The organism is Pseudonocardia sp. CA-107938, from assembly GCF_050936315.1.
GTDB lineage: Bacteria > Actinomycetota > Actinomycetes > Mycobacteriales > Pseudonocardiaceae > Pseudonocardia.
Genome location: NZ_JBNJNA010000001.1, coordinates 5747493 through 5772185, shown reverse-complemented (window position 1 = coordinate 5772185; position 24693 = coordinate 5747493). Strand labels below are relative to the sequence as shown.

Annotated in this window: 24 protein-coding genes; 16 read left to right on the top strand and 8 right to left on the bottom strand. The window is 73.3% G+C overall.

All coding sequences use genetic code 11. From position 1 onward, the window contains the following. Positions 1-17: 17 nt before the first annotated feature. The gene (locus tag ACQEVB_RS28520; RefSeq protein WP_432977664.1) at positions 18-572 is read right to left on the bottom strand and encodes a helix-turn-helix domain-containing protein; all 555 of its coding nucleotides are present in this window, start codon (positions 570-572) and stop codon (positions 18-20) included. Between the two features lie 58 nt (positions 573-630). Next, a complete protein-coding gene (locus tag ACQEVB_RS28515) occupies positions 631-1344 on the bottom strand; it encodes a DUF6319 family protein (RefSeq protein ID WP_432977661.1) in 714 nt (237 codons plus the stop codon). Positions 1345-1417: 73 nt separating this feature from the next. Here ACQEVB_RS28515 and ACQEVB_RS28510 point away from each other — a divergent pair, with 73 nt between their 5' ends. Beyond that, the gene (locus tag ACQEVB_RS28510) at positions 1418-1663 is read left to right on the top strand and encodes a hypothetical protein (RefSeq protein WP_432977658.1); all 246 of its coding nucleotides are present in this window, start codon (positions 1418-1420) and stop codon (positions 1661-1663) included. Here ACQEVB_RS28510 and ACQEVB_RS28505 read toward each other — a convergent pair. After that, positions 1660-2619 (bottom strand): helix-turn-helix transcriptional regulator, encoded by a 960-nt coding sequence (locus ACQEVB_RS28505; protein WP_432977655.1) that lies wholly within the window; start codon positions 2617-2619, stop codon positions 1660-1662. The two genes, ACQEVB_RS28510 and ACQEVB_RS28505, sit on opposite strands and share 4 nt — an antisense overlap. A gap of 86 nt (positions 2620-2705) precedes the next feature. On the opposite strand from ACQEVB_RS28505, the gene ACQEVB_RS28500 reads away from it, so the two are divergent. Genes ACQEVB_RS28500 through ACQEVB_RS28485 form a run of 4 tightly spaced genes read left to right on the top strand, consistent with a single transcriptional unit; the run spans position 2706 to position 5681 of the window. Further along, positions 2706-3194 carry a VOC family protein gene (locus tag ACQEVB_RS28500; protein WP_432977652.1) on the top strand — a complete coding sequence of 163 codons (489 nt, stop codon included), beginning with the start codon at positions 2706-2708 and terminating at the stop codon, positions 3192-3194. Positions 3195-3253: 59 nt separating this feature from the next. Further along, entirely contained in the window at positions 3254-3946 is a 693-nt protein-coding gene (locus ACQEVB_RS28495) for an AzlC family ABC transporter permease (RefSeq protein WP_432977649.1), read from the top strand. After that, the gene (locus ACQEVB_RS28490; protein ID WP_432977646.1) at positions 3943-4251 is read left to right on the top strand and encodes an AzlD domain-containing protein; all 309 of its coding nucleotides are present in this window, start codon (positions 3943-3945) and stop codon (positions 4249-4251) included. Before ACQEVB_RS28495 ends, ACQEVB_RS28490 begins: the two co-directional genes overlap by 4 nt. A gap of 26 nt (positions 4252-4277) precedes the next feature. Then, positions 4278-5681 carry an SDR family oxidoreductase gene (locus tag ACQEVB_RS28485; RefSeq protein WP_432977643.1) on the top strand — a complete coding sequence of 468 codons (1404 nt, stop codon included), beginning with the start codon at positions 4278-4280 and terminating at the stop codon, positions 5679-5681. Here the strand turns inward: ACQEVB_RS28485 and ACQEVB_RS28480 are convergent. Further along, entirely contained in the window at positions 5665-6837 is a 1173-nt protein-coding gene (locus tag ACQEVB_RS28480) for an MFS transporter (protein WP_432977640.1), read from the bottom strand. The genes ACQEVB_RS28485 and ACQEVB_RS28480 overlap by 17 nt on opposite strands. 23 nt (positions 6838-6860) lie before the next feature. Further along, positions 6861-8972: an elongation factor G-like protein EF-G2 gene (locus ACQEVB_RS28475; RefSeq protein WP_432977637.1), complete on the bottom strand. Its 2112-nt coding sequence runs from the start codon at positions 8970-8972 to the stop codon at positions 6861-6863. Between the two features lie 152 nt (positions 8973-9124). On the opposite strand from ACQEVB_RS28475, the gene ACQEVB_RS28470 reads away from it, so the two are divergent. Together ACQEVB_RS28470 and ACQEVB_RS28465 are read left to right on the top strand one after the other, a co-directional pair. After that, a complete protein-coding gene (locus ACQEVB_RS28470) occupies positions 9125-13210 on the top strand; it encodes a trypsin-like peptidase domain-containing protein (RefSeq protein ID WP_432977634.1) in 4086 nt (1361 codons plus the stop codon). 63 nt (positions 13211-13273) lie between these two features. Next, positions 13274-14668, top strand: a complete 1395-nt coding sequence (locus ACQEVB_RS28465) for an NAD-dependent malic enzyme (RefSeq protein WP_432977631.1) — start codon at positions 13274-13276, stop codon at positions 14666-14668. 6 nt (positions 14669-14674) lie between these two features. On the opposite strand, the gene ACQEVB_RS28460 is transcribed toward ACQEVB_RS28465, so the two are convergent. Next, a complete protein-coding gene (locus ACQEVB_RS28460; protein WP_432977628.1) occupies positions 14675-15046 on the bottom strand; it encodes a VOC family protein in 372 nt (123 codons plus the stop codon). 66 nt (positions 15047-15112) lie between these two features. Here ACQEVB_RS28460 and pdxT point away from each other — a divergent pair, with 66 nt between their 5' ends. The 5 genes from pdxT (at position 15113) to ACQEVB_RS28435 (ending at position 17948) form a co-directional block, all read left to right on the top strand. Next, positions 15113-15703 carry a pyridoxal 5'-phosphate synthase glutaminase subunit PdxT gene (gene pdxT, locus ACQEVB_RS28455; RefSeq protein WP_432977625.1) on the top strand — a complete coding sequence of 197 codons (591 nt, stop codon included), beginning with the start codon at positions 15113-15115 and terminating at the stop codon, positions 15701-15703. A gap of 69 nt (positions 15704-15772) precedes the next feature. Continuing rightward, positions 15773-16105 carry an ArsR/SmtB family transcription factor gene (locus ACQEVB_RS28450; protein WP_432977622.1) on the top strand — a complete coding sequence of 111 codons (333 nt, stop codon included), beginning with the start codon at positions 15773-15775 and terminating at the stop codon, positions 16103-16105. After that, on the top strand, positions 16102-16590 hold the full coding sequence (locus ACQEVB_RS28445; RefSeq protein ID WP_432977619.1) for an SRPBCC family protein: 489 nt from the start codon (positions 16102-16104) through the stop codon (positions 16588-16590). The genes ACQEVB_RS28450 and ACQEVB_RS28445 overlap by 4 nt, the downstream gene beginning before the upstream one ends. Next, on the top strand, positions 16580-17155 hold the full coding sequence (locus ACQEVB_RS28440) for a TIGR03086 family metal-binding protein (RefSeq protein ID WP_432977616.1): 576 nt from the start codon (positions 16580-16582) through the stop codon (positions 17153-17155). The genes ACQEVB_RS28445 and ACQEVB_RS28440 overlap by 11 nt, the downstream gene beginning before the upstream one ends. A 40-nt stretch (positions 17156-17195) precedes the next feature. After that, the gene (locus ACQEVB_RS28435; protein WP_432977613.1) at positions 17196-17948 is read left to right on the top strand and encodes a YebC/PmpR family DNA-binding transcriptional regulator; all 753 of its coding nucleotides are present in this window, start codon (positions 17196-17198) and stop codon (positions 17946-17948) included. Between the two features lie 66 nt (positions 17949-18014). On the opposite strand, the gene grpE is transcribed toward ACQEVB_RS28435, so the two are convergent. Further along, complete coding sequence (grpE, locus tag ACQEVB_RS28430; protein WP_432977610.1) at positions 18015-18476, bottom strand: nucleotide exchange factor GrpE; 462 nt, start codon at positions 18474-18476, stop codon at positions 18015-18017. Between the two features lie 30 nt (positions 18477-18506). On the opposite strand from grpE, the gene ACQEVB_RS28425 reads away from it, so the two are divergent. From ACQEVB_RS28425 to ACQEVB_RS28410, 4 genes are all read left to right on the top strand, one after another. After that, positions 18507-20198 (top strand): Hsp70 family protein, encoded by a 1692-nt coding sequence (locus tag ACQEVB_RS28425; protein ID WP_432977607.1) that lies wholly within the window; start codon positions 18507-18509, stop codon positions 20196-20198. After that, positions 20195-22270 carry a hypothetical protein gene (locus ACQEVB_RS28420; protein WP_432977604.1) on the top strand — a complete coding sequence of 692 codons (2076 nt, stop codon included), beginning with the start codon at positions 20195-20197 and terminating at the stop codon, positions 22268-22270. Before ACQEVB_RS28425 ends, ACQEVB_RS28420 begins: the two co-directional genes overlap by 4 nt. 159 nt (positions 22271-22429) lie before the next feature. Then, positions 22430-23560, top strand: a complete 1131-nt coding sequence (locus tag ACQEVB_RS28415; RefSeq protein WP_432977601.1) for a DUF475 domain-containing protein — start codon at positions 22430-22432, stop codon at positions 23558-23560. Between the two features lie 34 nt (positions 23561-23594). After that, on the top strand, positions 23595-24170 hold the full coding sequence (locus ACQEVB_RS28410; RefSeq protein WP_432977598.1) for a TerD family protein: 576 nt from the start codon (positions 23595-23597) through the stop codon (positions 24168-24170). Between the two features lie 62 nt (positions 24171-24232). Here the strand turns inward: ACQEVB_RS28410 and ACQEVB_RS28405 are convergent, their stop codons facing one another. Continuing rightward, positions 24233-24688, bottom strand: a complete 456-nt coding sequence (locus ACQEVB_RS28405) for a tellurite resistance TerB family protein (RefSeq protein WP_432977595.1) — start codon at positions 24686-24688, stop codon at positions 24233-24235. Between the last annotated feature and the right edge of the window lie 5 nt (positions 24689-24693).

The following is a 24693-nucleotide window of genomic DNA, read 5'->3' as shown; positions in this document are numbered from 1 at the left end:
CGGGAAGTGCCGTCGAATCAGACGTGCTCCATCACCAGCACGGCCGAGCTGCCCGGTTCGAGTGCCTCGTAGCGGTGCGGCTGGTCCCCGCGGAAGCGGATGTAGTCGCCCACCGCGAGCTCGACCGGTTCCTCCTCCGGCCCGGCGAGCCAGCGGCCGGCGATGACGACGAGGTGTTCGGTGGTGCCCGCGATGTGTGCGTGCGCCTCGCGGGTGCCCCCGGGTTCGGCGTTCAGGATGTGCAGGTCGCGGCGGGCGCCGGGCGGGCACGTGGACAGCAGGACCGCGGTGAACGGGGCCTGCTCCGAGTGCACCACGTAGCCGTCGCCGGCCCGGATCACCTGTACGGGCGCTGCCGGCGGGTCGACGAGCCGGCTGAACGGCACCCCCAGCTCGACGGCGAGCGCCCACAGCGTCTCCACGCTCGGGTTCCCGCTTCCGCCTTCCAGCTGCGACAGCGTCGACTTGGCGACACCCGCCCGCCGGGCGAGCTCGGTCAGTGACATCCCGAGCCGCTCGCGCTCGCGGCGGACGGCGGCCGCGATGGTGGCCAGGGGTGCGGCGCGCTGCACGGGACCTCCTCGAACCGGGGTTCAGGTGCGAGAACGCCCGTACGACCTGTCGAACAATCTATCCTCCGAGATCCTCCAACGCCTGACGGGCCGCCTCCAGCTCGGCCTGCAGCGCGGCGACCCGTTCCTGCTGCCGCGTGCGGGCGGCGGCGAGCGCGGCGTCGACGGCCTCGCCGACGGCCGGCGGCAGGCACCGGGCTGCCTTGGCCACGTCGGCGGGCGCGACCGGGGTCGGCCGCACGACGGTCTTCGCCCCGCGCGTGACGGATGCGACCCACTCGCCGTCGCTCGACGGCTGGAGGACGACGGTGAGATCGGGGGCGCCGGTGTCGCGGCCCGGGCGCTTGCGCGCGGCCCGCGGCTTCTCCGGGGCCTCGGCGGCCACGGCGCGCGTGGCCGGTCGGGCGGCGGCGCTCGCGGCCGGGGCCGCGGGGGCACGGCGCTGCGCGACGGCGGCCGGCGGCGCGCTGCGCGGCTGCGGCACCTCGGCCGGGGCGCTGGCCGGTTGCTTCGCGGTGGCGGCGCGCCGGCGCGGTGGCCGGACCCGGGTGAGCTCGGACGGCGAGCAGAACAGCTCGTCGCGCGACCCGGTGGGCCGCACCTGGACGAACTCGCCCGCCGCGGGATCGCCCAGCGCGAGCACCTTCGCCGACCCGCCGACCGGCACACCCACCGCCGCCTCCGTGAACCACACGGTGACGGGTCGGCCGGCGGCCAACTCCCCGCGCACCTCGTCGATCTCCGCGTCGGTCAGGGCTGCAGCCGCACTCATGGTGCGCAGTCTGCACTGCGCCACCGACAGTCCCGTGATCTCCCGCGGGGTGTCGTCGGCGTAGCGTGCCGATGTGCCTGCGGACACGTCGAGATCCGACGATCCGGACAACCTGTCCGGTCAGGGTTGGATCGCCGAACGCACTCCCGAGGGCTGCGTGCTGCGCTGGCTGACCAACCACCCGACGTCGCGCTTCGTGAGCGTGGAGGCGCACGCGCAGATCACCGAGGCCGAGTTCGAGCACCTGCGCCGCCACCCCGAAGCCGGCGAGGCCCTGATCCGCACCTACGAGCCCGTGCAGGTGATCGACTACAGCTAGCTCCGTTTCAGCCGGGTGATGAGCCGGCGAACCTGGTCCACGAGTTCGGGCGGCTCGTGCACCTCGAAGTCGACGTCCAGCATGATCAACCGGAGCACGGTCCACAGGGGTGTGTCGCCGGCGAGCCGCACCCGGCAGCTCGTCTCGTCGATCGGCGTGACCTCGGTCGCCGCGGCACCGAGCCGGCGGGCCGCCTCGTCGGCCGGGACGTGGAGGGTCACCACGGCCGCGTACGTCGGAGCGGACGTGAACAGGGACTCGCGGACGTAGGTCGCGGCGTCGGCGGCGGGGAACTCCCGTGGGGTGACCCGCGCCCCGGTGGCCTCGAGCTCGGCCATGCGATCCACGCGGAACGTCCGCCAGTCGGCACGATCGAGGTCGAAGCCCACGAGGTACCACCGCCGCCCCTCCGCGACGAGCCGGAACGGGTCGACCCGGCGCCGGACCGGCGCTCCGGCGTACTCGAACCGGATCCGTTCCCGGTTCGCGATCGCCGCTCCCAGCAGCGTGAGCTGCGCCGGATCGACGGGAACGGGGGTGTGCCCGGACAGCGCAGGTGGGAGCACGAGCGGCTCGGTCGCTCCGCCGATCGTGCCGACGCGGTACCGCAGCCGGGCCGGCAGCACTTGTTCGAGCTTGGTCAGTGCCCGGACCGATGCCTCCTCGATCCCCGTCACCGCCAGTCCCGCCGCCGTGCGCAGGCCGACCGCGATCGCGACGGCCTCCTCGTCGTCGAGCAGCAGGGGCGGCATCGCGCTGCCGGCGCCCAGTCGGTAGCCGCCCGTGACGCCGAGCGAGGCCTCCACCGGGTAGCCGAGCTCGCGCAGCCGGTCGACGTCGCGGCGGATCGTCCGCGCGCTCACCCCCAGCCGCTCGGCGAGCTCGCTGCCCGGCCACTCGCGCGGGCTCTGCAGCAAGGAGAGCAGGCGGAGCAGCCGTCCGGGGGTGTCGATCACGAGGAGAATTCTCGCGCAGAACTAGGACGCGACCAGACCTAGTTCATGGATAGCGTCCTTCTCACACGACCGAGGAGGACGATTCCATGACCACCATCAGCCCGATCCCCGACGGCTACCACTCCGTCACGCCGTGGATCATCGGCCGCGACACCCTCGCGTTGATGGAGTTCCTGACGGCCGCGTTCGACGCCGAACCGCACGGTGAGCCCGTCGTCGACGAGCAGGGCAACGTCGGGCACGCCGAGATGCGCATCGGCGACTCGATGGTGATGATGTTCGACAAGCCGGACTGGCCGCCGACGCCGGCCTTCCTGCGGTTCTACGTTGCGGACATCCATCAGACGATCAAGCAGGCGGTCGCCGCCGGCGCGCGGATCGTGACCGAGCCGACGCACCTGTTCTGGGGCGACCTCGTGGCCCGGATCGCCGACCCGTTCGGCAACCTGTACTGGCTGCAGATGCGGATCGAGATCGTCGACGAGGACGAGATGATGCGCCGGTTCGGCGACGAGACGTTCCTCGCGAACATGCAGTACGTCCAGAGCGCCCTGTTCCACCCGAACGTGGGCTAGGTCCGTTCGTCAGGCCGGTCACTTGTTCGGCTTGACGAACGCGCGACCGATCGTTCAGCATGACGGACGTGCGGTCGTTACAACGAACACTCCTGGCATCCGACGTCCGCGACGCCCTCGCGCTGGCGGCGGCCATCGGACTGGTCGGTGTGTCGTTCGGCGCGCTCGCAGCGGCCGCCGGCGTGCCGCCGGTCCTGACGGTCGCCCTGTCGGTGCTGGTGTTCGCAGGCGGTTCGCAGTTCCTGCTCGTCGCCGTGATCGCCGGCGGCGGAAGCCCCGTCGCGGCGGTCATCGGCGGCCTGCTCCTGAACGCGCGGGTGCTGCCGTACGGGCTGGCGATGGGACCGGTCATCGCGGACCGCTGGCCGATGCGACTGCTCGGCGCCCACTTGATCATCGACGAGTCGGTCGCGTTCTCCCGTGCCCGTCCGACACCGGAGCGGGCGCGTCAGGGGTTCTGGCTGTCGAGCATCGTCCTGTTCGTGGTGTGGAACCTGTGCGCGGCGCTCGGGATGGTCGTCGGTGCGGCCGTGCCGGACCCGAACGTGTTCGGTGTCGACGCCGCCTTCCCCGCAGCGCTGGCGGCGCTGCTGCTCCCGTCGCTGGGGCGGAGCGACTCCGCACGGGTCGGACTCGTCGCCGCGGTGGCGGCACTGGCCGCGACGCCGTTCCTGCCGGCCGGCATGCCGGTGCTGGTGGGTCTGCTGGGCCTGCTCGCGGCGGGCCGGCCGGACGCCGAGGAGACGTCGTGACGTGGACGGCCGTGCTGGCCCTGGCGGCCGGCACCTACCTGCTGCGGCTGGCGGGGATCGTCCTGCGCGGCCGGCTCACCGTTCCGCAGCACGTGGAGCGGCTGCTCGACCTCGGCGCGACGGCGCTCCTGGTGGCGCTCGCCGCGACCGCCGCGCTCACCGCGGCCGGCGGGTTCGCCGGCTGGGCCCGGCCGGCCGGTGTCGCCGTCGGGCTGGTCGCGGCGTGGTGGCGGGTCCCGTTCGTGCTGGTGGTGGTGCTCGCCGCGGCGACCACGGCCGGTCTGCGGCTGCTCGGTGTGTCCTGACGCCGGTACTGGGGAATGCTGGGCCCGTGCTCTGCCTGGTGATCGGCGCGACCGGCTACGTCGGGGCGCGCCTCGTCCCGCGGCTCCTCGACGCGGGTCACGACGTCCGGGTGCTGGCCAGGGACGCGCGCCGGGTCGCGGCGCGGCCGTGGGGCGACCAGGTGCAGGTGCACGTCGGCGACGTGGCCGATCCCGCCGCCACCGCGGCGGCGTGCCAGGGCATCGACGCGGTCTTCTACCTGGTCCACATGATGGACGCGACGGGCCGGTCGGAGTTCCGGCAGCGCGACCTGGACGCGGCCCGCGCGTTCGCCCGCTCGGCCGCCGACGCGGGGGTGGCGCGGATCGTCTACCTGGGCGGCCTGCAGCCCGCGACCGGGCCGAACTCGGCGCACCTCGCGTCCCGGCACGAGGTGGGCGAGGCGTTCCTGGCGTCCGGGGTGCCGACGGCGGTGCTGCAGGCCGGCATCGTGGTCGGCGCCGGGTCGGCGAGCTTCGAGATGCTCCGCCACCTCGCGTCGTCGGCACCGCTGCTGCCGATGCCGGATGACGCCTACCACCGCATCCAGCCCATCGCGATCGACGACGTGCTGCACCACCTCCTCGCCTGCCTGGACCTGCCACCACAGCTGAACGCGGCCTTCGACATCGGCGGCCCCGACGTTCTGACCTATCGCGACATGCTCGTCGGGTACGCCGAGGTGGCCGGGTACCCGCTGGTGGGAGTGCCCGTGACGCTGCCGGTGTCGCCGGCCGCCGCAGCGCGGGCCGTCGAGGCCGTGACGCCGGTCGATCGTCATCTCGCCGGCCCGCTGCTCGAGTCGATGGCCTACGACCTGGTCTGCCACGGCGAACCACCCACCAGCGTCCCGCCCGGCGGGCCGACCCCGTACGCCGAGGCGGTGCGCCGGGCGCTCGCCGCGGAGGGCGCGGCCGGCCCGATGCCGGCCGACCCGACCGGGTTCGAACTGGTGTCGCAGCGCGTCGAGCACGTCGACGCGCCGGTGGCGCAGCTGTGGGGGGTGATCAGCGGCATCGGCGGGAGGGCCGGCTGGTACACCGTGCCCGGGGTGTGGGCATTGCGCGGCAAGCTCGACGAGCTCTTCGGCGGCATCGGTGCACGGCGCACCCGCCCGGATCGCCTCGAACCCGGAGCGGCCCTCGACTGGTGGCGGGTCGAGGCCGTGGAGGACGGCCGGATGCTGCGGCTGCGGGCGGAGGCGCGCCTGCCCGGCGTCGCGCGGCTGGAGATGCGCGCCGAACCCGACGGCCCGCGCAGCCGCTACGTGCAGCGCACGACCTTCGAGCCGGTCGGGCTGCCCGGGCGGCTGTACTGGTACGCGCAGCTGCCGGCGCACGCGTTCGTCTTCGCGGTGATGGCGCGCACGATCGCCGGCGTCGCCGAGCGCAGGATCACCCGACCCGGCTGACGAGGGCCCGGGCGCGCGGCGCGGCCAGCACCGCGGCGACCACGGCGACGAGCACGGCCAACCCGGCCAGCGGGCCCGCGAAGCCGAGCACGCCGCGGTTGGCGCCGCCGATCACCGACAACAGCAGCGGCACCCCGAAACCGAGGTAGGCGCAGGCGTAGAAGGTGCCGGTCAGCGCTCCGCGCGCCGTGGGGGAGGCCAGCTCGCCGACCAGCGTCAGCCCGCCCGCCAGGCACAGCCCGTACCCGACGCCGAGCAGCAGCGCCGTCGGGATCAGCACGGGCCAGGCGTGCAGGCCTACGCCCAGCAGTGCGAGGCCCAGTCCGGCGGCGCCCAGACCCAGCCCGGCCGGCCCGGCGGCCGTGCCGAGGCGACGGGCCAGCGGCGGCGCGAGGGTCCCCGAGGACAACGTCACGCCGGCGACGAAGCCGGTGATCGCGACCGCGATCTCCGGCATCGTGGGTGTCAGCAGCAGCGGGAGCACCGTCACCGCGATGGACGGGAACGTGAACACGCCGACCGCGATCGGCACCACGACCAGCAGGAACGGCCACCGCGCTGCGCTCGGCACGCCGAGGTTCACCACCGCGCCGCGGCGCCGGTCGGCGACCGCGAGCGTCTCCGGGACACGGGGCAGCAGCGCCAACCCCACCACCATCAGCGCGACGTGCAGCAGGTACGGCAGCACCGTCGGCCACGGCAACCACTGCGCGAGCACACCCGACAGGCACGGCCCGAGCGCCCACCCGGCACTCAGCGCCGCCGTCGTCAGACGCGCCGAGCGGCCGGCGTCGCCGATCAGCTCGGCCAGCCACGCCGTGCCCACGCTGAACACCACCCCGGACACCGCGCCCTGCAGGAAACGGCAGACGAACAGCAGCAGCACCGACGATCCGGCGCCCAGGAACAGCAGGGAGGTGACCACCGACAGCACCACGAACGGCACCACGACGGGCCGGCGCCCGAACCGGTCCGACGCCGGCCCGGCGAGCAGCAGCGCGGGCACCAAGCCCGCCGCGTAGACGGCGAACGCGCCGGTCAGAGCGTCGGAGCTCAGGCCGAGCTCGTCGCGGTAGACCAGCAGCAGCGGGGTGGGCACGTTCGTGCCGAACGCGACGACGAACACCGCGACCCACAGCCGCGTCACCGGTGACACGACCGCACGCTACCCCGGCAGGGTCAGGTGGGTGCCGGCTCGTACCGCGCGAAGGTGCGGGTGAAGGTGGCCGCGCCGCTGGTCATGGCCCGCAGGTCGATGGCGTAGCGCAGCAGCTCGGTGCGCGGCACCTCGGCGCGGACCACCGTGCGGCCGGCCGCGAGCCCCTCGCCCGCGTCGGTGCCGAGCACGCGGCCGCGACGGGACGACAGGTCGCCGAGGACCGTGCCGAGGTGCTCGTCGGGCAGCGTCACGGCGATCTCGTCGAGCGGTTCGAGCAGGACCGTTCCGCACGCGGCGGCCGCCTCGCGCAGTGCCAGCGCCCCCGCGGTCTGGAACGCAGCATCGGAGGAGTCGACGCTGTGCGCCTTGCCGTCGACCAGCACCGCGCGGACGTCGACGACCGGGTGGTGGTCGTCGTCCATCCCGCGTTCCAGCTGGGCCCGGATCCCGCGTTCGACGCTGGGCACGTACTGCGTGGGCACCGACCCACCGACGACCTTCGACACGAACTCGAACCCGGAGCCGCGCGGCAGCGGCTCGAACTCGACGTGGCAGACGGCGTACTGCCCGTGCCCACCGGACTGCTTGACGTGGCGCCCGGTGACCCTGGCCGCGCCGCGCAGGGTGGCCCGCAGCGGCACCCGCACGTCCTCGGTGACCACGTCGGCGCCGGCAGCCCGCAGCCGGGAGAGCACGACGTCGGCGTGCGCCTCGCCCATCGTCCACAGGACGGTCTGGCGCGTCTCCGGGTTGCGTTCCAGGCGCAGCGCCGGGTCTGCCGCCACGACCCGCGACAGGGCCTTGACCAGCGCATCCTCCGCCCCGCGGTTGGCGGGGGCCACGGCGATCGGCAGGAGCGGCTCCGGCAGGTCCCAGCAGGAGAGCAGCAGCGGGTCCGCGGAGTCGGAGACGGTGTCGCCGGTCTCCGCGCCGGCCAGCTTCGTCAGCGCGCAGAGATCGCCGGCCACGCACGCGTCGACGTCGGTGAGCTCGGCACCGAGCGGGCTGTAGACGTGCGCGATGCGCTCGTCCTCGTCGTGCCCCTCGGGCAGGCCGTCGCCGTTGCGCTGCTCCGGCACGGTGACGTGGTGGCCGCTGACGTGCACGGCCGTGTCCGGCCGCAATGTGCCGGAGAAGACCCGCACCAGCGAGACCCGCCCGACGTAGGCGTCGGCCGACGTGTGCACGACCTCCGCCGCGAGCGGGCCGTCGGGGTCGGCCGTCAGCGGCGGTCGCGGGCTCCCGTCGATGCCCGTGACCGCCGGCAACGTCCGCTCCAGAGGCGACGGGAAGCCGCCGGCGAGCACCTCGAGGAGCGCGTCGAGGCCGATCCCGCTGCTGGCGCAGACCGGGATGACGGGGTGGAACCCGCCGCGCGCGACCGCGGTCTCCAGATCGTCCACGAGCGTGGCCTGGTCGACGTCCTCGCCGCCGAGGTAGCGCTCCATGAGCGTCTCGTCCTCGGACTGCTCGATGATCCCCTCCACGAGCGCGGCCCGCGCCTCCTCGGCGTGCGCCGGCGCACGGTCGGCCGGCGTCTGCGACAGCAGGCCGTAGAGCCCGACCAGCGTGTTGCCGTCGAGCAGGGGGAGGTACAGCGGCGCGACACCGGCGCCGAACGCGTCCTGGCAGGCGGCCGTGGTGGCCTCGATGTCGGCGCGCTGGTGGTCGCAGCGGGCGACGACGACGGCGCGGGGCATGCCGACCTGACCGCACTCCGCCCACTGCCCGACGGTGACCGGATCGATGCCGCCGGTGGCGCCGGCGTTCGCGGGGACCACGAAGAGGGCGGCGTCCGCGGCGCGCAGCCCCGCGCGCAGCTCCCCGACGAAGTCGCCGAAGCCGGGCGTGTCCACGAGGTTGATGCGCAGCCCGTCGTGGGTGAGGGGAGCGACGGCGAGAGAGACCGACCGCTGCTGGCGCACCGAAGCGGGATCGTGGTCGCACACCGTGCTGCCGTCCGCGATCGTGCCGGCCCGCCCGACCACGCCGGTGTGCGCGAGCAGCGCCTCCACCAACGTGGTCTTTCCGGCACCCGAAGGCCCGACGAGCACCACGTTGCGGATCCGGGAGGGATCGGTGACGGCACTGCCGGCGACCCGTCGCGATCCCGTCGCTGCTCTGCCGGCCATGGCGACCACCTCCGCGTCCTTGCGTCGGATGAGTGGTCCATCTCACACCCGGGCGCGGCTCGGACACAACCGGTGGATCCGATGCGACCTGCGTGGCCGCCGACCCTTCCCACACCTCGCCGCCCCCGCGATCGCTGACCTAGTCTGCGGCCATGCTCCGGGGGGAAGCTGATGCGCTGGCGGGGTCTGCCGTCCGCGTGTGGTCACGGGTGGGCGAGGTCGTGGGGGCCGGGTTCGTCGCCGGTCCCGACACGGTCGCCACGTGCGCGCACGTGGTGGCGGAGGCGCTGGGGGCCGATCCGTACGCGGCAGCGCCGCCGCACGGTGTCGTCCGGTTGGACCTGCCGCTGCTGGGTGGCCGGGGGACGCCGCCGCGGGTCACCGCGACGGTCTCGCGGTGGCTGCCGATCGGCCAGGACGGCACCGGCGACGTCGCCCTGCTGCGGGTGCGGGAGCCGCTGCCGATCGGTGCGCGCATGCCGCCGCTGCGCCGCGCGGACGAGGTGTGGGGCCGCTCGTTCCGGGCGTTGGGGTTCCCGGACGGCGCCTGGGACGGGGTGTGGTCGAGCGGGCGGCTGCGGGCCGGGCAGGGCACGGGCTGGGTGCAGTTGCAGACCTTCGCCGGTGAGCAGCCGGTGGTCGGCGGGTTCTCCGGGTCGGCCGTGTGGGACACCAAGGCCGCCGCGGTGGTCGGGATGACCGTGGCGGCGGACCGGTCCGGCACCACCACGGCGTACCTGGTGCCGATCGACCGGGTGCTGGGCCTGGATCCTGAGCTGCTGCCGTGCCCGTACCAGGGGCTGGCACCGTTCACCGAGGAGCAGGCGGCGTTCTTCTTCGGTCGGGACGACGAGATCGCACGGCTGGTCGAGGCCATCGGCAAGGAGCCGATCGTGGCGCTCGCCGGCCCGTCGGGAGCGGGGAAGTCGTCGCTGCTCCGCGCCGGCCTGGTGCCGAGGTTGCGCCGGGCGGGCGCGCAGATGGTGGAGGTGTTGCCCGGGGCGTCGATCTCCGACTTCGAGCCGGACGGCACCGACCAGGTCCTGCTGCTCGACCAGTTCGAGGAGCTGGCCGCCCGCCACCCGCAGCAGGCCCGCCGCCAGCTCGAGGCGGTCGTCGCGCTGACCCGGTCGGGACCGGTGCGCGCCGTGCTGACGCTGCGCGGCTCGGCCCTCGACGACCTGCTGACTCCCGGCCTCGCGAAGGTGCTGAACGCGGCGACGCTGCACGTCGCGCCGCTGGACCGGGCGAACCTGCGGGAGACGATCGTGCGCCCGGCCGAGCGCGCGCCCGGCCTGGACTTCGAACCCGGCCTGGTCGACCGGATCCTCGACGACGCCGGTTCCGAGCCGGGGCAGCTGCCGTTGGTCGAGTCGCTGCTGGTCGACCTGTGGCGTCGTCGCGAGGGCGGCCGGCTGACCTGGCGTGGCTACACCGCAGCCGGGGGCGTCATGGGTGCGGTGGCGCAGCACGCCGAACGCGTCGTGTCCCGGCTCGCCGGCCCGCGCAGCGACGAGGACTTCCACGACCGGTTGCGCCGCCTGTTCGGGCTGCTCGCCGCCCCGGATGCCGGCGGCCGGATCGTGCGCGTGCCCGTGCCCACGGCCGCCCTGGCCCCGGACCTGCGGTCGCTGGTGCCCCAGCTGGCGGCCGGCCGGTTGCTCGTGCTGGGCCGCGACACGCACGGCGCCGAGATCGTCGAGCTGGCGCACCAGGCGTTGATCGAGCACTGGCCGCGGCTGCGCAACTGGCTCGACCAGGACCGGGCGTTCCTCGCCTGGCGGGCCCAGGCCGACCAGCAGCGGATGCGCTGGGAGGCCGCCGGCCGCGACGACGGGAGCCTGCTGCGCGGATCGGCGCTGGTGGCCGCGGGGGAGTGGCTGCCGTCCCGCTCGGCCGAGGTGGCCCCCCAGACGCGCGACTTCATCGCCCGCAGCACCGCGCGCCAGCGCCGCGACGTGCGCCGTTCCCGGCTGGTCATCGCGCTCCTCGCGGTGCTCGCCGCGGTCGCGGGGCTGTTGGTGGTGGTGTCCGAGCAGCGGGGCGCCCGGCTGGCCGACCAGTTGCGGGCGGCGAACGCCGACGAGCTGGGTCGGCTCTCGACCGCCCGGTCCGACACCGATCCGTTGGCTGCCGCGCAGCTGGCGCTGGCGGCGTACCGGGCCGATCCGACGAACCCGGCCGCTCGCACCGCGCTGGGCAGCGCCTACCTGTCCCTGCAGGGCGCCGAGACGATCGTCGGGGGGTTCGGCAGCTCGGCCGCGATCGGGGACGTCGTCGGGGACGCGGTGCTGCTGGCCACGCCGAAGTCCGGCCGTGGCGTGATCACCGGTGCGTTCGGGTCGGATCCGCAGCTGTGGAAGGTGCCGGACGATCAATCGGATCGTCCGCTGTCGCTGGGCGCGACCTGGGTCGCCGTCACCGACGGGGCGGGCGGGGTGCGGATCTGGGACCTTCCCACCAGGACGCTGCGGCGCACGGTGCCGATCTCCGGCACCGTGCGTGCCTTCGCCCGGCCGGCCGACGACGTGGTCACTGCGCTGGTCGATCGCGGGTCGACGGGATTCGTGCTGGTCCGCGTCGACGTGCGGACCGGTGCAGCGGTGGAGCGGGCCCTGCCGGGCGCCGCGCCCACCTTGACCCAGATGGGACTGGCCGACGGTCGACCGACGATGCTGGAGCGGTTCGCCGCGACCCCCGGCGGGAGCACCACCGGATGGGCGGTGCGGACCCTCTCCGACGATCCGGCCAAGGACATCGAGACACCGCTGCCCGTCGACGCGCGGAACATCGAGCACGGGCTTGCCCGGATGGGTTGCGTGCAGGGCCAGCCGGGTGGCCCGTCCGCCTCCGTGACGCTCGAACCGGTGCACGGCGACATCCCCGCCCGAACGATCGCGCTCACCGGCTACGACTGTGCAACGGCCGAGATCAGCGTCGACGGTGGATGGCTGGTGGAGCGTGTTGCGATGCTCCCCGACCGCGACCAGGAGGTGCTCCGGCTCGTCGAGCTCAGCGGACCCGGGGTGTTCCAGGCTCTCGTGCCTCGGATCCGCCCGGCGACGCTCACCCGGAAGCAACCGCTCCCCGAGGTGTTCGAGACGTCCGTGGAACGGCGCCCGGACGGCAGCGTGATGGTGCTGCAGCTGGTCGGCAACACGGTGGACGTCGGCGCGGCGAACGTCGGCCTGCTGCGGGTTCGCGCCGTACCCGTCACTGCTGACGGGGACCAGCGGCGCCGGAGCACGGACGGGCGGTGGGCGGTCTTCACGACGGCGGGCCGCGGGGTCACGGTGTACGACCGCGCGACCGGCGCGCAGGTATCACAGCTGCCCGTGGATCTGCGGGCGGACAACAGCTGGACCGAGGTGGACGACGGGGTGTGGTTGGAGGTGCTCGATCCGGAGGGTTGGAAACTGCAACGCCTCGAGCTCCCGTCGCTGCGGGTGGTGGCGACCTACCCGATGCCGCGCGGCCAGCGGCGTGGCGGGAGCGCGTTCATCGGTGACGGCGACAGCGGCGCACGTCCCGATGATCCCCTCGTGGTGATCGCGGACGGGCTCATGGCGGCTCTCGACAAGCGAACGGGTGCTGCGCTCGGCCCGACCGTCCCCCTCGGGACGACAGAGGCGGAGGTGGCGGCCGCCGTGCAGGTGCCGTACCTGTGGGCCCGTCCTGGGCATCCGGGCCAGGTGGTCGTGGCGAACGGTCTGACCGGCATCGACCTGTGGGACGCGGTCGCGGGTCGACGCCTCGGATCGTTCCCCGCCGTCGCGACCGGGAGTGAGGGCGTGGCCTTCGACGTCACCGGCCGCCGTTTGGCCGTCCTCACCGTCCACGGGGCGATCGAGGTCTACGACGTGGACACGTTCTCCCGAGTCCGGGACCCGATCGTCGCCACCGATGTGGGAGCGCTCATCGCCATCGGGCCCGACGGCTTCCTGGTCGCCACCGGGAACGACGACTTCCACCACAACTCCGTCCTCTTCTTCGACCTGGCGCGTGGTCGAGGCGCCGGCACGTTCGTGCCGGGCACGACGGTGCGCAACCTCGCACCGCGGGCGATCCGTCCGTCGATGACCACCGGCTTCTCGAAGGGCCAGGCGTTCGTGGAGCTGCCGCTGCTCGCCGAGGACTGGTTCAGCCACATCTGCGGGCTGATGGACCGCCCTTACTCCCACGCGGAGATGCTCGTCCTGCCCGAGGGCACCGACACCTCCCCACCGTGCCGTCGCTGAGCCGCGCGGTGGTCACAACGTCCACAATCCCGGGCCGCAGGCCCGTCCGAGTAGGGTTTCGCCGTGCCCGTTCCCGGTCCTGGTTACGCGATCACCGCGCGGGTCGAGGTACCCGCCTCCGCCAGCGCGGCGGGTGACCTCACGATGGCGGTCGGCCGCGTCGGCGGGGTCGTCACCGCGTTCGACGTCGTCGAGGCGGCGACCTCGACACTCGTCGTCGACATCAGCTGCAACGCGCTCAACGAGGCGCACGCGCAGGAGATCACCGAGGCGCTCGAGGCGCTGCCCGGTGTCACCGTGCGCAAGGTGTCCGACCGGACGTTCCTGCTGCACCTGGGCGGCAAGCTCGAGGTGACCTCCAAGGTCAGCCTGCGCAACCGCGACGACCTCTCCCGCGCGTACACGCCGGGGGTGGCGCGGGTGTGCCAGGCGATCGCGGCCAACCCGGAGGACGCGCGCCGGCTCACCATCAAGCGCAACACCGTCGCCGTCGTCACCGACGGGTCGGCGGTGCTCGGGCTGGGCAACATCGGCGCCGCCGCCGCGATGCCGGTGATGGAGGGCAAGGCGGCGCTGTTCAAGCGGTTCGCCGGCGTCGACGCCTGGCCCGTGTGCCTCGACACGCAGGACACCGAGGAGATCATCCGCACGGTGCAGGTGCTCGCCCCGGCGTACGGCGGCATCAACCTGGAGGACATCGCCGCGCCGCGCTGCTTCGAGATCGAGGCTCGGCTGCGGGAGATGCTCGACATCCCCGTCTTCCACGACGACCAGCACGGCACCGCCGTCGTGGTGCTCGCCGCTCTGCGCAACGCGCTGCGCGTCGTCGGCAAGAAGCCGGCCGACTGCCGGATCGTCGTGTGCGGGGTGGGCGCCGCGGGCTCGGCGATCATCCGGTTGCTGAAGTCGAAGCAGGGCTCGTCGACGCCCGGTGACCTGCTCGCCGTCGACATCGACGGCATCGTGTACCGCGGTCGCCCCGGTCTCGACGAGAACCTGACGTGGATGGCGGAGAACACCAACATCCACGGCCAGCAGGGCACTCTCGCCGACGCGCTGGTCGGCGCGGACGTGTTCATCGGGGTGTCGGCGCCCAACCTGTTCGGCGCGGCCGAGCTCGCCACCATGGCCCCCGACGCGATCGTGTTCGCCCTGGCCAACCCCGACCCCGAGGTCGACCCGGCCCTCGCCCTGCAGCACGCCGCCGTCGTCGCGACGGGCCGGTCGGACTACCCGAACCAGATCAACAACGTGCTGGCGTTCCCCGGCGTGTTCCGCGGCCTGCTCGACGCGCAGGCCCGCGACATCACCGACGCGATGCTGCTGGCGGCGTCGGCCGCGATCGCCGATGTGGTGCCCGAGCCGAACGCGTCGTTCATCGTGCCGAGCGTGTTCGACTCGACGCTGGCTCCGGCGGTCGCCGAGGCGGTCCGGTCCGCGGCGAGTGGGCGGACCTGACGGTCGTCAGTGACGCTGCGGCAGCTGCTGCAGCGCCCACGTGTTGCCGTCGTGATCGGCGAAGCGCACGAACCGCCCCCACGGCTGCTCGTCGACCGCACCGACCTCGACCCCGCGTGCCGCGAGCTCGGCGTGCGCCGCGTCGGCGTCGGGAATCACCATCGTCAGGCCCTTCTGTGAACCCGGCGCCATCTCCGTGGTGCCCACGCCGATGACGACCGAGCAGGCCGAGCCGGGCGGGGTGAGCTGCACGAAACGCAGGCCCTCGTGCACGGTGTGGTCGATGTCCGCGACGAAGCCGATCTTGCCGGTGTAGAAGGCCTTCGCGCGGTCGACGTCGGTGACGGGCACGGCCACGAGCTCCAGTTTCATCTGCATCCGTCGATGGTTGCGCTCACTGCGGCCAGTTCCTGACCGCATGTCCGCGCGATCTACGATTCCGAGGTGTCGACGATCGGTGTGCTGGCCCTGCAGGGCGACGTCCGCGAGCACGTCGGCGCGCTGGCGGCGGCGGGCGCGGCGGCCGTGCCGGTACGGCGCCGAGCCGAGCTGGACGCCGTCGACGCGCTGGTCCTGCCGGGTGGTGAGTCCACCACGATGAGCCGGCTGCTGGAGACGTTCGAGCTGCTGGAGCCGGTGCGCGCGCGGATCGCCGCGGGCATGCCGGCGTACGGATCGTGCGCGGGCCTGATCCTGCTGGCCCGCGAGGTCCGCGACGGGCGGCCCGACCAGCAGCAGCTCGGCGGCCTGGACGTGGTGGTGCGACGCAATGCGTTCGGCCGCCAGGTCGACTCGTTCGAGACCGATCTCGACGTCGTCGGCATACCCGGCGACCCGGTGCACGCGGTGTTCATCCGGGCGCCGTGGGTCGAGGAGACCGGCGGGGGAGTCGAGGTGCTCGCGACGGCCGCCGGCCATGCGGTGGCCGTGCGGCAGGGACCGGTGCTGGGTACCTCCTTCCACCCCGAGCTCACGGGGGACGGGCGGGTCCACGCGCTGTTCGTCTCGATGGTGCGCGAACGGGTCTCCAGCTAGTTCCTCAACCACAAGGTTGACGTCTGCCCGCGGACAGGTCTACCCTCATCGTCAACCGAGAGGTTGAGAATGAGTGACCAGCTCTCCCGCGTGTTCGCGGCGCTGTCGGACCCGATCCGGCGCGACATGGTGGCCCGGCTGACGGCGGGCGACACCACGGTCGGCCGGCTCGCGGCCCCGTACGACGTCAGCGTGCAGGCGGTGTCGAAGCACCTGAAGGTGCTCGAGCAGTCGGGGCTGGTGACCCGGACGGGTCCGGGCCACCGCAGCCCCGTCCACCTGGAGGCGGACGTGTTCGACCTGATGACGTCCTGGATCGACCGCTACAAGCGGGCCGCGGAGGAGCGCTACCGGCGCCTCGACGCCGTGCTCGCGCAGATGAACGAGGAGGAAGAACGATGAGCCAGCAGACCGTTTCCCCTGACGCCACGATCGAGGCCGACCCCGAGGTGCCCGTCATCCACATCTACCGCGAGTTCGCGGCGACCCCGCAGCAGCTCTTCCGCGCGCACACCGATCCCGACATCTTCGTCCGCTGGATCGGCCCGGAGGGCATGCCGGTGCACATCGACCACTGGGACGCGCGCACCGGCGGCAGCTGGCGCTTCGTGGGCGGCCCCGAGGACGAGTACGGCTTCCACGGCTGCTTCCACGAGGTGCGGACCGACCGGATCGTGCAGACGTTCACGTGGGAGGGCCAGCCCGACGGCGTCGCGCTGGAGACGCTCACGTTCGAGGACCTCGGGAACGGGCGCACCCGGCTGCACACCACGTCGCTGTGCGCGAGCTTCGCCGAGCGCGACGGCTGGCTGCAGAGCGGCATGGAGGTCGGGGTGAACGACGGCTACGCGAAGCTCGACAAACTGGTGGCCGACGGTGCTGTCTGAGCTCACCACCGCGCAGCCCGCCGCGCGGCACCGTGAGATCGCCGGCGCGTTCACCGAACGGGTGCGCGGCACCCGGGACTGGGACGCGCCGGCACCGGTGACCGGCTGGACCGCGCGCGACGTCGTCGTCCACCTCGTGGAGTGGTTCCCGGCGTTCCTCAGCGCAGGGGCCGCCGTCGAGCTCCCGGCCGGGCCGGACCCGGCGGTGGATCCCGTCGGCGCGTGGGAGGCGCACGCCGCTGCCGTGCAGGTGCTGCTGGACGACCCGGCCACGGCCGATCGCACGTTCGACCACCCGCGCCTCCCTGGCGTGCAGCCCCTGGCCGAGGCGATCGACCGCTTCTACACCTCGGACGTCTTCATGCACACCTGGGACCTCGCCCGCGCCACCGGGCAGGACGAACGGCTCGATCCCGACTTCTGCGCCGCCCTGCTCGCCGGCATGGAACCGCTGGACGAGCTGCTGCGCTCCTCGGGCCAGTACGGGCCGAAGGTGGAGCTGCCCGACGGCGCCGACGTGCAGGCGAGGATGCTCGCGTTCATCGGCCGCGACCCACGTCGGTAACATCGGGCCGGTTGTGCAGCAGAGCAGCAAGGGGTAGTTGATGAGTGGCCACTCGAAGTGGGCGACGACGAAGCACAAGAAGGCCGTCATCGACGCCCGCCGCGGCAAGATGTTCGCGAAGCTGATCAAGAACATCGAGGTGGCCGCCCGTACGGGCGGCGGTGACCCCGAGGGCAACCCGACGCTGTACGACGCCATCCAGAAGGCGAAGAAGAGCTCGGTCCCCAACGACAACATCGACCGCGCCGTCAAGCGCGGCTCGGGCGCCGACGCCGGCGGGGCCGACTACCAGTCGATCACCTACGAGGGCTACGGCCCCAACGGGGTGGCGGTGCTCGTCGAGTGCCTCACCGACAACCGCAACCGGGCGGCCACCGAGGTCCGCACGGCGATGACCCGCAACGGCGGGCAGATGGCCGACCCGGGTTCGGTGTCGTACCTGTTCACCCGCAAGGGTGTGGTGATCGTGCCCAAGGGCGGCCTGACCGAGGACGACCTGCTGCTCGCGGTGCTGGACGCCGGCGCGGAGGAGGTCAACGACCTCGGCGACTCGTTCGAGGTGATCTCCGAGGCCACCGACCTGATCCCGGTGCGGTCCGCGCTGAAGGACAACGGCATCGACTACGACTCGGCCGACCCCACCTTCCTGCCGTCGGTGTCGGTGCCGCTCGACGCCGAGGGCGCGCGCAAGGTGTTCCGGCTGATCGAGGCGCTCGAGGACTCCGACGACGTCCAGAACGTCTGGGCCAACTTCGACGTCTCGGACGAGGTCATGGCCGAGGTCGACGCCTGAGCTGATCCAGCGCTCACGCACACCTTCACGTGCCCGCGCACACGGTGGAACGTGTGCGTGAACGCGTCAGCGTGTGCGTGAGCTCCGGGTGCGGTGCACCGCGACCCGCGCCGGGCGCACCGAGCGACCGCCCACCTGCAGGCCCTGCTCCAGCACCGCCGCGACGGTGCGGTCGAGCGTGACGTCGTCCGTAGGGACGATCTCCGCGGCCTCCATCGTCGCCCCGCTGAACTCCGCGCCTGCGACCGGTGCGACGACCGTGCCGCCGCGCCCGACGAGCAGCCGCTCCAGCCCGCCCGCCAGCGCGGTGAACGCCGCCCGCTCCTTCTGCGAGCGGGCGGTGGCCGCGCAGGTCAGCGCGTCGGAGCGCAGCGCGTGCAGCTCCACGAGCAGCGGGACGTCGACCGCTGCGGAGCCGTTCGCGGCGCGGGAGTCGGCGAGCTGTCCGAGGGTCGCGGACTGCCGGTGGACCAGCCGCGCGACGTCGTCGACCTTGTCCGCGATCTCCCGGAGGGAAGGGTCACTCACACCCGCCACGCTATCGATAGTCTCGGCCGCGTGGCCGTCCACGGAATCGACCTCGGCACCACCAACTCCGCGATCGCCCGTACCGGCGCGGACGGGCGTCCGCAGGTCCTCGCCGGCCTGTCCGGCGAGCCGACCACGCCGTCCGTGGTGCTGTTCGCGTCTCCCGGTGAGCACGTCGTGGGGGAGGGCGCGCGGCGCGAGGCGCGGCTCGACCCCGAGCACGTGTGCGCGCTGGTCAAGCGGCGGATGGGCGACGCGGAGTGGCGGTTCGTGGCGCACGGCAAGGCGTGGTCGGCGCCCGCGGTGTCGTCGCTGATCCTGAAGAGCCTCGTCGCCGACGCGGAGTTCGCGGGGGACCACCCGAAGTCCGTGGTGATCACGGTCCCGGCTTACTTCGGTGACGAGGAGCGGCGCGCCACCGTGCTCGCCGGCACCTACGCCGACCTGGACGTGCTCGACGTGCTGTCCGAGCCGATCGCGGCCGCCCTGTCGTACGGGTTCGGCCGCCTCGACGGCGGCCCGGACCTGAGCAAGGGCGACACCAGCGAGACGGTGCTGGTCTACGACCTGGGCGGCGGCACGTTCGACGCCACCGTGATCGAGCTGGCCGACCGGCGGATCTCCGTCCTCGCCGTGGAGGGCGACCACCAGCTGGGCGGCGCCGACTGGGACGAGCGCATCGCGCTGCACCTGTCGCGGCGGTTCTGCGCCGACAACCCCGACGCCGAGGACCCCCTCGACGACTCGGCGGGCGCGCAGGCGCTCGTCCTCGCCGCCGAACGCGCCAAGCACCAGCTCACCGACGCGGAGTCCACGGACGTGGTGGTCGCGCACGACGGCGCCCGCTCCACGATCACGCTGACCAGGGCAGAGGTGGAGGAGCTCACCGCACCCCTGCTGCGGCGCACCCTCGACCTCACCAAGGCCTGCCTGGCCGAGGCCGCCAGGCGCGGCGTCCCGAGGGTGGACGGGATCCTGCTGGTCGGGGGCTCGTCACGGATGCCGGCCGTCGCGGCGGCGATCACCAAGGAGTTGGGTGACCGGTTCTCCGGCGAGCCGCGGCTGCACGACCCCGATCTCGCCGTCGCTCGCGGCGCCGCGCTGTACGGCGAGAAGAAGGAGCTGGAGCGCATGGTCGGCGCCGACCTGCGCAGCCGCGGTCGGCTGCGCGACGGCGCACCGCTGGGCGACGCCGCCCCGGCCGACCTGGACGCCGCCTGCCGCCGCGTCGCCGACGCGTACGGGGTGCCGATCGGGCAGGTGCGCCGGGCGATCGAGATCCAGGTGGACACGGTCGTGTCGCGCGGGTTCGGCGTGCTCGCCGTCAACGGGTTCACCGGGCGTCTTGAGCCGACATGGCTGGTGCACCGCAACGACCGGCTCCCGGTGCGCACCCGCCGCTCGTTCGGCACGGTGCGCCCCGACCAGGACGCGATCAACGTCACGATCGTGGAGCAGCAGGGCCAGGTCGAGTCCGACCGCGTGGGGGACGTGAAGGTGCTGATCGAAGGGGAGATCAGCGGTATCCCGCCCGGTTTCGACGAGGGCAGCGAGGTGCGGGTGACGTTCGAGATGGGCTTCGACGGCGTCCTGCACGTGCACGCCTTCCACGTCGACGCCGGCATCCCGCTGGAGCTCTCGGCCACCACCGGCGCCACCCTCTCGCAGGCGGAGGTGGCCCGCGAGCGCGACCAGCTCGGCAAGCTGCGGCGGCGCGAATGACCGGGCTCCCGCCGTTCGATCCCAACGCCTACCGCAAGCAGGTGCTCGCCGCCGTCGAGAAGCGGGGCGGCCCGGACGCGTCCGACCCCTTCGAGCTGTACGACCTTCCGCTGGAGCTGGAGCTGGCGGGCACGCTGTCCGATGCCGCCGTCGCAGCCCGCATCGACGAGGTGTGGGGGTTCTGGCAGCGCCAGCGCGACCACCCCAAGTACCGGGTGCTCGTCGGGCTGCTGGTGGAGACGCACGCCGAGCGCAGCGCCGAGCTGCGCGACGCCGGCCGCCGCCACACCGCGGCCCTGCGGGTGCGCCAGCAGCGCGAGCAGCGCGACGCCGCCCGGTTCGAGCTGCTGGACGCCGCGATCCGCCGGCTCGTCGACCGCTACGGCGGGGTGCCCCGCGACAAGGTCCCCGGCCTCGACGAGGTCGGCGCCCTGACCGGGCTCAGCCCGGCCGAGGTCGCCGCGCGGCTGCGCCGGCACCGCATCGTCGATCCGGCGGGTCCGGCGGCACCGGCGGAGCCGGTGATCGGGCCGGAGCGCCGCCGCCAGGTACGGGCGCTGCTCGACGAGTTCGGCCGGCTCACCGACGTGCCGGCCCCACCCACCCTGCTCGCGCTGCTCGGCCTCACCCCCGATTCCCCGGACGCGGAGATCGCCGCGACGGCGGCGGCCTGGCGGGCCCGCGCCCGCGAGCTCCCGCCGGACCGCCTGCGCGCCGTGCTCGACGAGCTGCTGGTGCACGTCGCGGAGCTGATCGAGCCCGGGCGCGCCGCCGTCGAGGCCTACCTCGACACCGTCGTGCTGGACGTGCGCGACCACCTGATGCCGCGCGTGCGCGCCGCCGTGCTGGTGGAGGACCGCCTCGTCGCGGAGGACCACGAGCACCTGGTGGAGGAGGCGATCGCCCGCGGGCTCGACCGGCGCCGCGCCACCGACCTGCTCGCTGCGCTGGCCGCCGAGCTCGGCACCACCATCGAGCAGGCGAGCGGGTCCCGGACCCGCCCGGAACCCGCCCGCGCCCGGCCGCCGTCCTGGGAGGAGCCGCTGAAGGCCGCCCGAGCGGCACTGCGAGCCGGCCGGCCCGTCGAGGCGGAGCGGCTCGTCGCCGAGGCGCGCCGGCACGCGGGCAGCGCCGGCGCCACGCAGGTCAGGGCGGTCGCCGACGAGGTCGAGTCGGTGCTCGCCGAAGCTCGGGTACGGGCACGGGCCGCCGTCGCCGCCGTCGAGGCCCGCCGGTTCGTGGAGGCCCTCGACCACCTCGACCACCTCGCCCGCACCGCCGCCGACCTCGGTCAACCGCCCGACGCCGACGGCCTGCGTGCCCGGGCGCGGGCGGCCGTCGAGGCCGCAGACCGGGCGGTCGCGGCGGCCGAGGCCGGCCCGGCCGAGCGACGCACAGCAGCACTGCAGGCGGTGCTCGCCGAGTGCGCCGACCACGCCGGTGCGCTCGCCGCGCTCACCCGCATCCCGATCGGCGCCCCGGCCTGGGTCAACGCCGTCCGCGACGCCCGCGGCGACGTGCTCGTGCTGTGGGCGCCGTCGGACACCCCCGGTGTCATCTACCGGGTGAGCCGCCGCGGCACCGACGGCTCCTGGCGGGTGGTGGGCCGGGTGCCCGACACGTCGATCGAGGACGGTGGCGCGCCACCCGGGGTGGAGGCGCCGGTGTACGCCGTGTCCGCCGTTCAGGGCGGGCGCACCTCGGCGGAGACGCGCTCCGACGGTCCGGCCGGTGCCGCGCCGACAACCGCGCCGACCACCGCGCCGACAACCACGCCGACAACCGCGACGCCGGCGACGGGCGCGGTCGCGGCGCCGTCCGGGGTGGTGGCGGCCCGCGTGGCCGGCGGCACCGTGCGGATCAGCTGGATCGCGGCCCCCGGCGACGGCGGCGCCACCGAGTACCGGGTGCGCTGCCAGCGACCGGACGGCGGCTGGCGGGTGGTGGGCCGCACCCGCGCCACCGTCATCGAGGACGGCGGCGCGCCCCCCGGCCCCGTCCCGATCTACGGCGTGAGCGCTGCCACAGCGGGAAAGTCCCGGTCGGACGAGGTGCTGTCGGAACCGAACTGACCGCCGGCCCGTTGTCGGTACGGGCGAAACCGGGTAAACCGGGCGCGCCCGCGATCGCGTGCCCACCGCGTACTACGGTGGCGGCGGACTTGCCGGCGACGTCGGTGAGATGGAGGTACCGACGCGGTCCATGCCGCGAGGAAGCAGGGAACAGCGGACATGCACCTTCGGATCTTCGGCTGGTCCTACGCCGTCACAGCGGTGGCGTTGGTCGTCGGCTTCCTCTACGGCGGGCTGCCCGGGCTCATCCTCTGCGCGATCCTCGGGATCCTGGAGATCTCGCTGTCGTTCGACAACGCGGTCGTCAACGCCACCGTGCTGGAGCGCATGGACCCGTGGTGGCAGCGGATCTTCCTGACCGTCGGCATCGTGATCGCCGTGTTCGGAATGCGGCTGGTGTTCCCGCTGCTCATCGTCGGTATCACGGCCCAGCTCAACCCGATCGAGGCGTTGACGTTGGCGCTGGAGCAGCGCCCGGAGACCGACCCGACGTCGTACGCGCACCTGCTCAACGAGGCCTACCCGGACATCGCCGCGTTCGGCGGTGTCTTCCTGTTCATGCTGTTCCTGGACTGGGTGTTCGAGGACCGCGACGTCAAGTGGCTGCAGTGGCTCGAGCGCCCGCTCGCGCGGATCGGGCAGCTGAACCGGCTGTCCATCGTGATCACGCTCGTGGCGCTGGCCGTCCTCACCGAGACGCTCGCCAAGAACCCCGGCGCCGTGCTGCTCTCCGGCGCACTGGGCATGGTCACCTACCTGCTCGTCAACGGGCTGGGTGACTTCTTCGAGTCGCGCATGGAGGCCGAGCACGAGGCCGAGGTCGAGGCGGCGAAGAAGAGCGGCAACGGCCCGTCGCAGTTGGCGAAGGCCACCGGCAAGGCCGGGTTCTTCCTGTTCCTCTACCTCGAGGTGCTCGACGCCGCGTTCTCCTTCGACGGCGTGATCGGCGCGTTCGCCATCACCACCGACCCGATCCTGATCGCGCTTGGCCTCGGTCTCATCGGCGCGATGTTCGTCCGGTCGCTCACCGTCTACCTGGTGCGCAAGGGCACGCTGGCCGACTACGTCTACCTGGAGCACGGCGCGCACTGGGCGATCGGCGCGCTGTCGGTGATCCTGCTGGTGGGCATCGGCTACCACGTCAACGAGATCATCACGGGCCTCATCGGCGTCGCGTTCATCGCGGCCGCGTTCCTGTCCAGCGTCCTGCGCAACCGCAGGCTGGAGGCGGAGGGCATCGAGACCCACCACACCGTGGACGAGATCGCCGCGGCGTCGCACGAGCACTGATCACCAGGAGCCGGTCCGAGCAGGGGGAACGACGATGTCCGTCAGCATGGTCAAGGGCCAGAAGGTTTCGCTCGCCAAACGCGGGGGCGGCACGCTGAGCCGGGTCCGCATGGGCCTGGGCTGGGACGCGGTGAAGAAGCGCGGCCTGTTCGGCAGGCGCTCGCAGTCGATCGACCTGGACGCGTCCGCGCTGCTGTTCGACGGCGAGCGCCGGCTGGTCGACGCGGTCTGGTTCCGCCAGCTGCAGAGCAAGGACGGCTCCGTCCAGCACACCGGCGACAACCTGACCGGCGAGGGCGAGGGCGACGACGAGTCGATCATCGTCGACCTGCCGCGGCTCTCGCCGGCCGTCACGCAGATCGTGTTCACGGTGAACTCGTTCACCGGGCAGGACTTCTCCCAGATCGAGAACGCGTTCTGCCGCCTCGTCGACGAGACCACCGGCGACGAGCTGGCCCGCTACGACCTGACCGGCTCCGGCCGGCACAACGCCCAGATCATGGCCAAGGTGAGCCGTGACGGCGGCGGCTGGGCGATGACCGCGATCGGCGCGATCGCGACCGGCCGCACGTTCCAGGACCTGCTGCCGGCCACGGCCGCGCACCTGTAGCCCAGAACTGCCGGAGCCCCCGTCCATGATCGGACGGGGGCTCCGGCGTGTGGTGCGGGTGTTCAGAGGTCGAACTCGGCCGGGTTGATGCCCACGGCGTTGCACGCCTCGCGCACGGCCTGCTGCTCGTCCTTGTCGAAGTTGCCGTCGGCGCCGCCGATGATGATGCCGACCTGGATGACCGCGCGGGCCTGGTCCGGCTTCGAGCGGAGCTTGCCGATGGTCGCGATGGCCTCGACCTTGCCGAACTCGTAGTCGGACTGCAGCTTGCCGGCGTACCAGTTGAACTTCTCCAGCAGCTCGGAGGCCTCGAAGACCGACAGCACGTCGTTGCTCTGGATGAACGCGCCCGTCTTGCGCTTCTCCTCGGCGTCGACGGTGCCGTCGGCGGCGGCGATGAGCGCGCACATCGCCATGCTGGCGTTCGCGAACTCCTTGCTCTTGAACTTGCCGACCTGTGTCTTGGTCTGGGCGGACATGTCGGCCACCCGCGCCTTGAGCTGGTCCCACAGTGCCATCGGTG

Coding starts and splice junctions, on each gene's coding strand:
- ACQEVB_RS28515 (WP_432977661.1), bottom strand. CDS start 1,344: ATGAGTGCGGCTGCAGCCCTGACCGACGCGGAGATCGACGAGGTGCGC.
- ACQEVB_RS28500 (WP_432977652.1), top strand. CDS start 2,706: ATGACCACCATCAGCCCGATCCCCGACGGCTACCACTCCGTCACGCCG.
- ACQEVB_RS28495 (WP_432977649.1), top strand. CDS start 3,254: ATGACGGACGTGCGGTCGTTACAACGAACACTCCTGGCATCCGACGTC.
- ACQEVB_RS28475 (WP_432977637.1), bottom strand. CDS start 8,972: ATGGCCGGCAGAGCAGCGACGGGATCGCGACGGGTCGCCGGCAGTGCC.
- ACQEVB_RS28470 (WP_432977634.1), top strand. CDS start 9,125: ATGCTCCGGGGGGAAGCTGATGCGCTGGCGGGGTCTGCCGTCCGCGTG.
- ACQEVB_RS28460 (WP_432977628.1), bottom strand. CDS start 15,046: ATGCAGATGAAACTGGAGCTCGTGGCCGTGCCCGTCACCGACGTCGAC.
- ACQEVB_RS28450 (WP_432977622.1), top strand. CDS start 15,773: ATGAGTGACCAGCTCTCCCGCGTGTTCGCGGCGCTGTCGGACCCGATC.
- ACQEVB_RS28445 (WP_432977619.1), top strand. CDS start 16,102: ATGAGCCAGCAGACCGTTTCCCCTGACGCCACGATCGAGGCCGACCCC.
- ACQEVB_RS28435 (WP_432977613.1), top strand. CDS start 17,196: ATGAGTGGCCACTCGAAGTGGGCGACGACGAAGCACAAGAAGGCCGTC.
- ACQEVB_RS28420 (WP_432977604.1), top strand. CDS start 20,195: ATGACCGGGCTCCCGCCGTTCGATCCCAACGCCTACCGCAAGCAGGTG.
- ACQEVB_RS28415 (WP_432977601.1), top strand. CDS start 22,430: ATGCACCTTCGGATCTTCGGCTGGTCCTACGCCGTCACAGCGGTGGCG.
- ACQEVB_RS28410 (WP_432977598.1), top strand. CDS start 23,595: ATGTCCGTCAGCATGGTCAAGGGCCAGAAGGTTTCGCTCGCCAAACGC.
- ACQEVB_RS28405 (WP_432977595.1), bottom strand. CDS start 24,688: ATGGCACTGTGGGACCAGCTCAAGGCGCGGGTGGCCGACATGTCCGCC.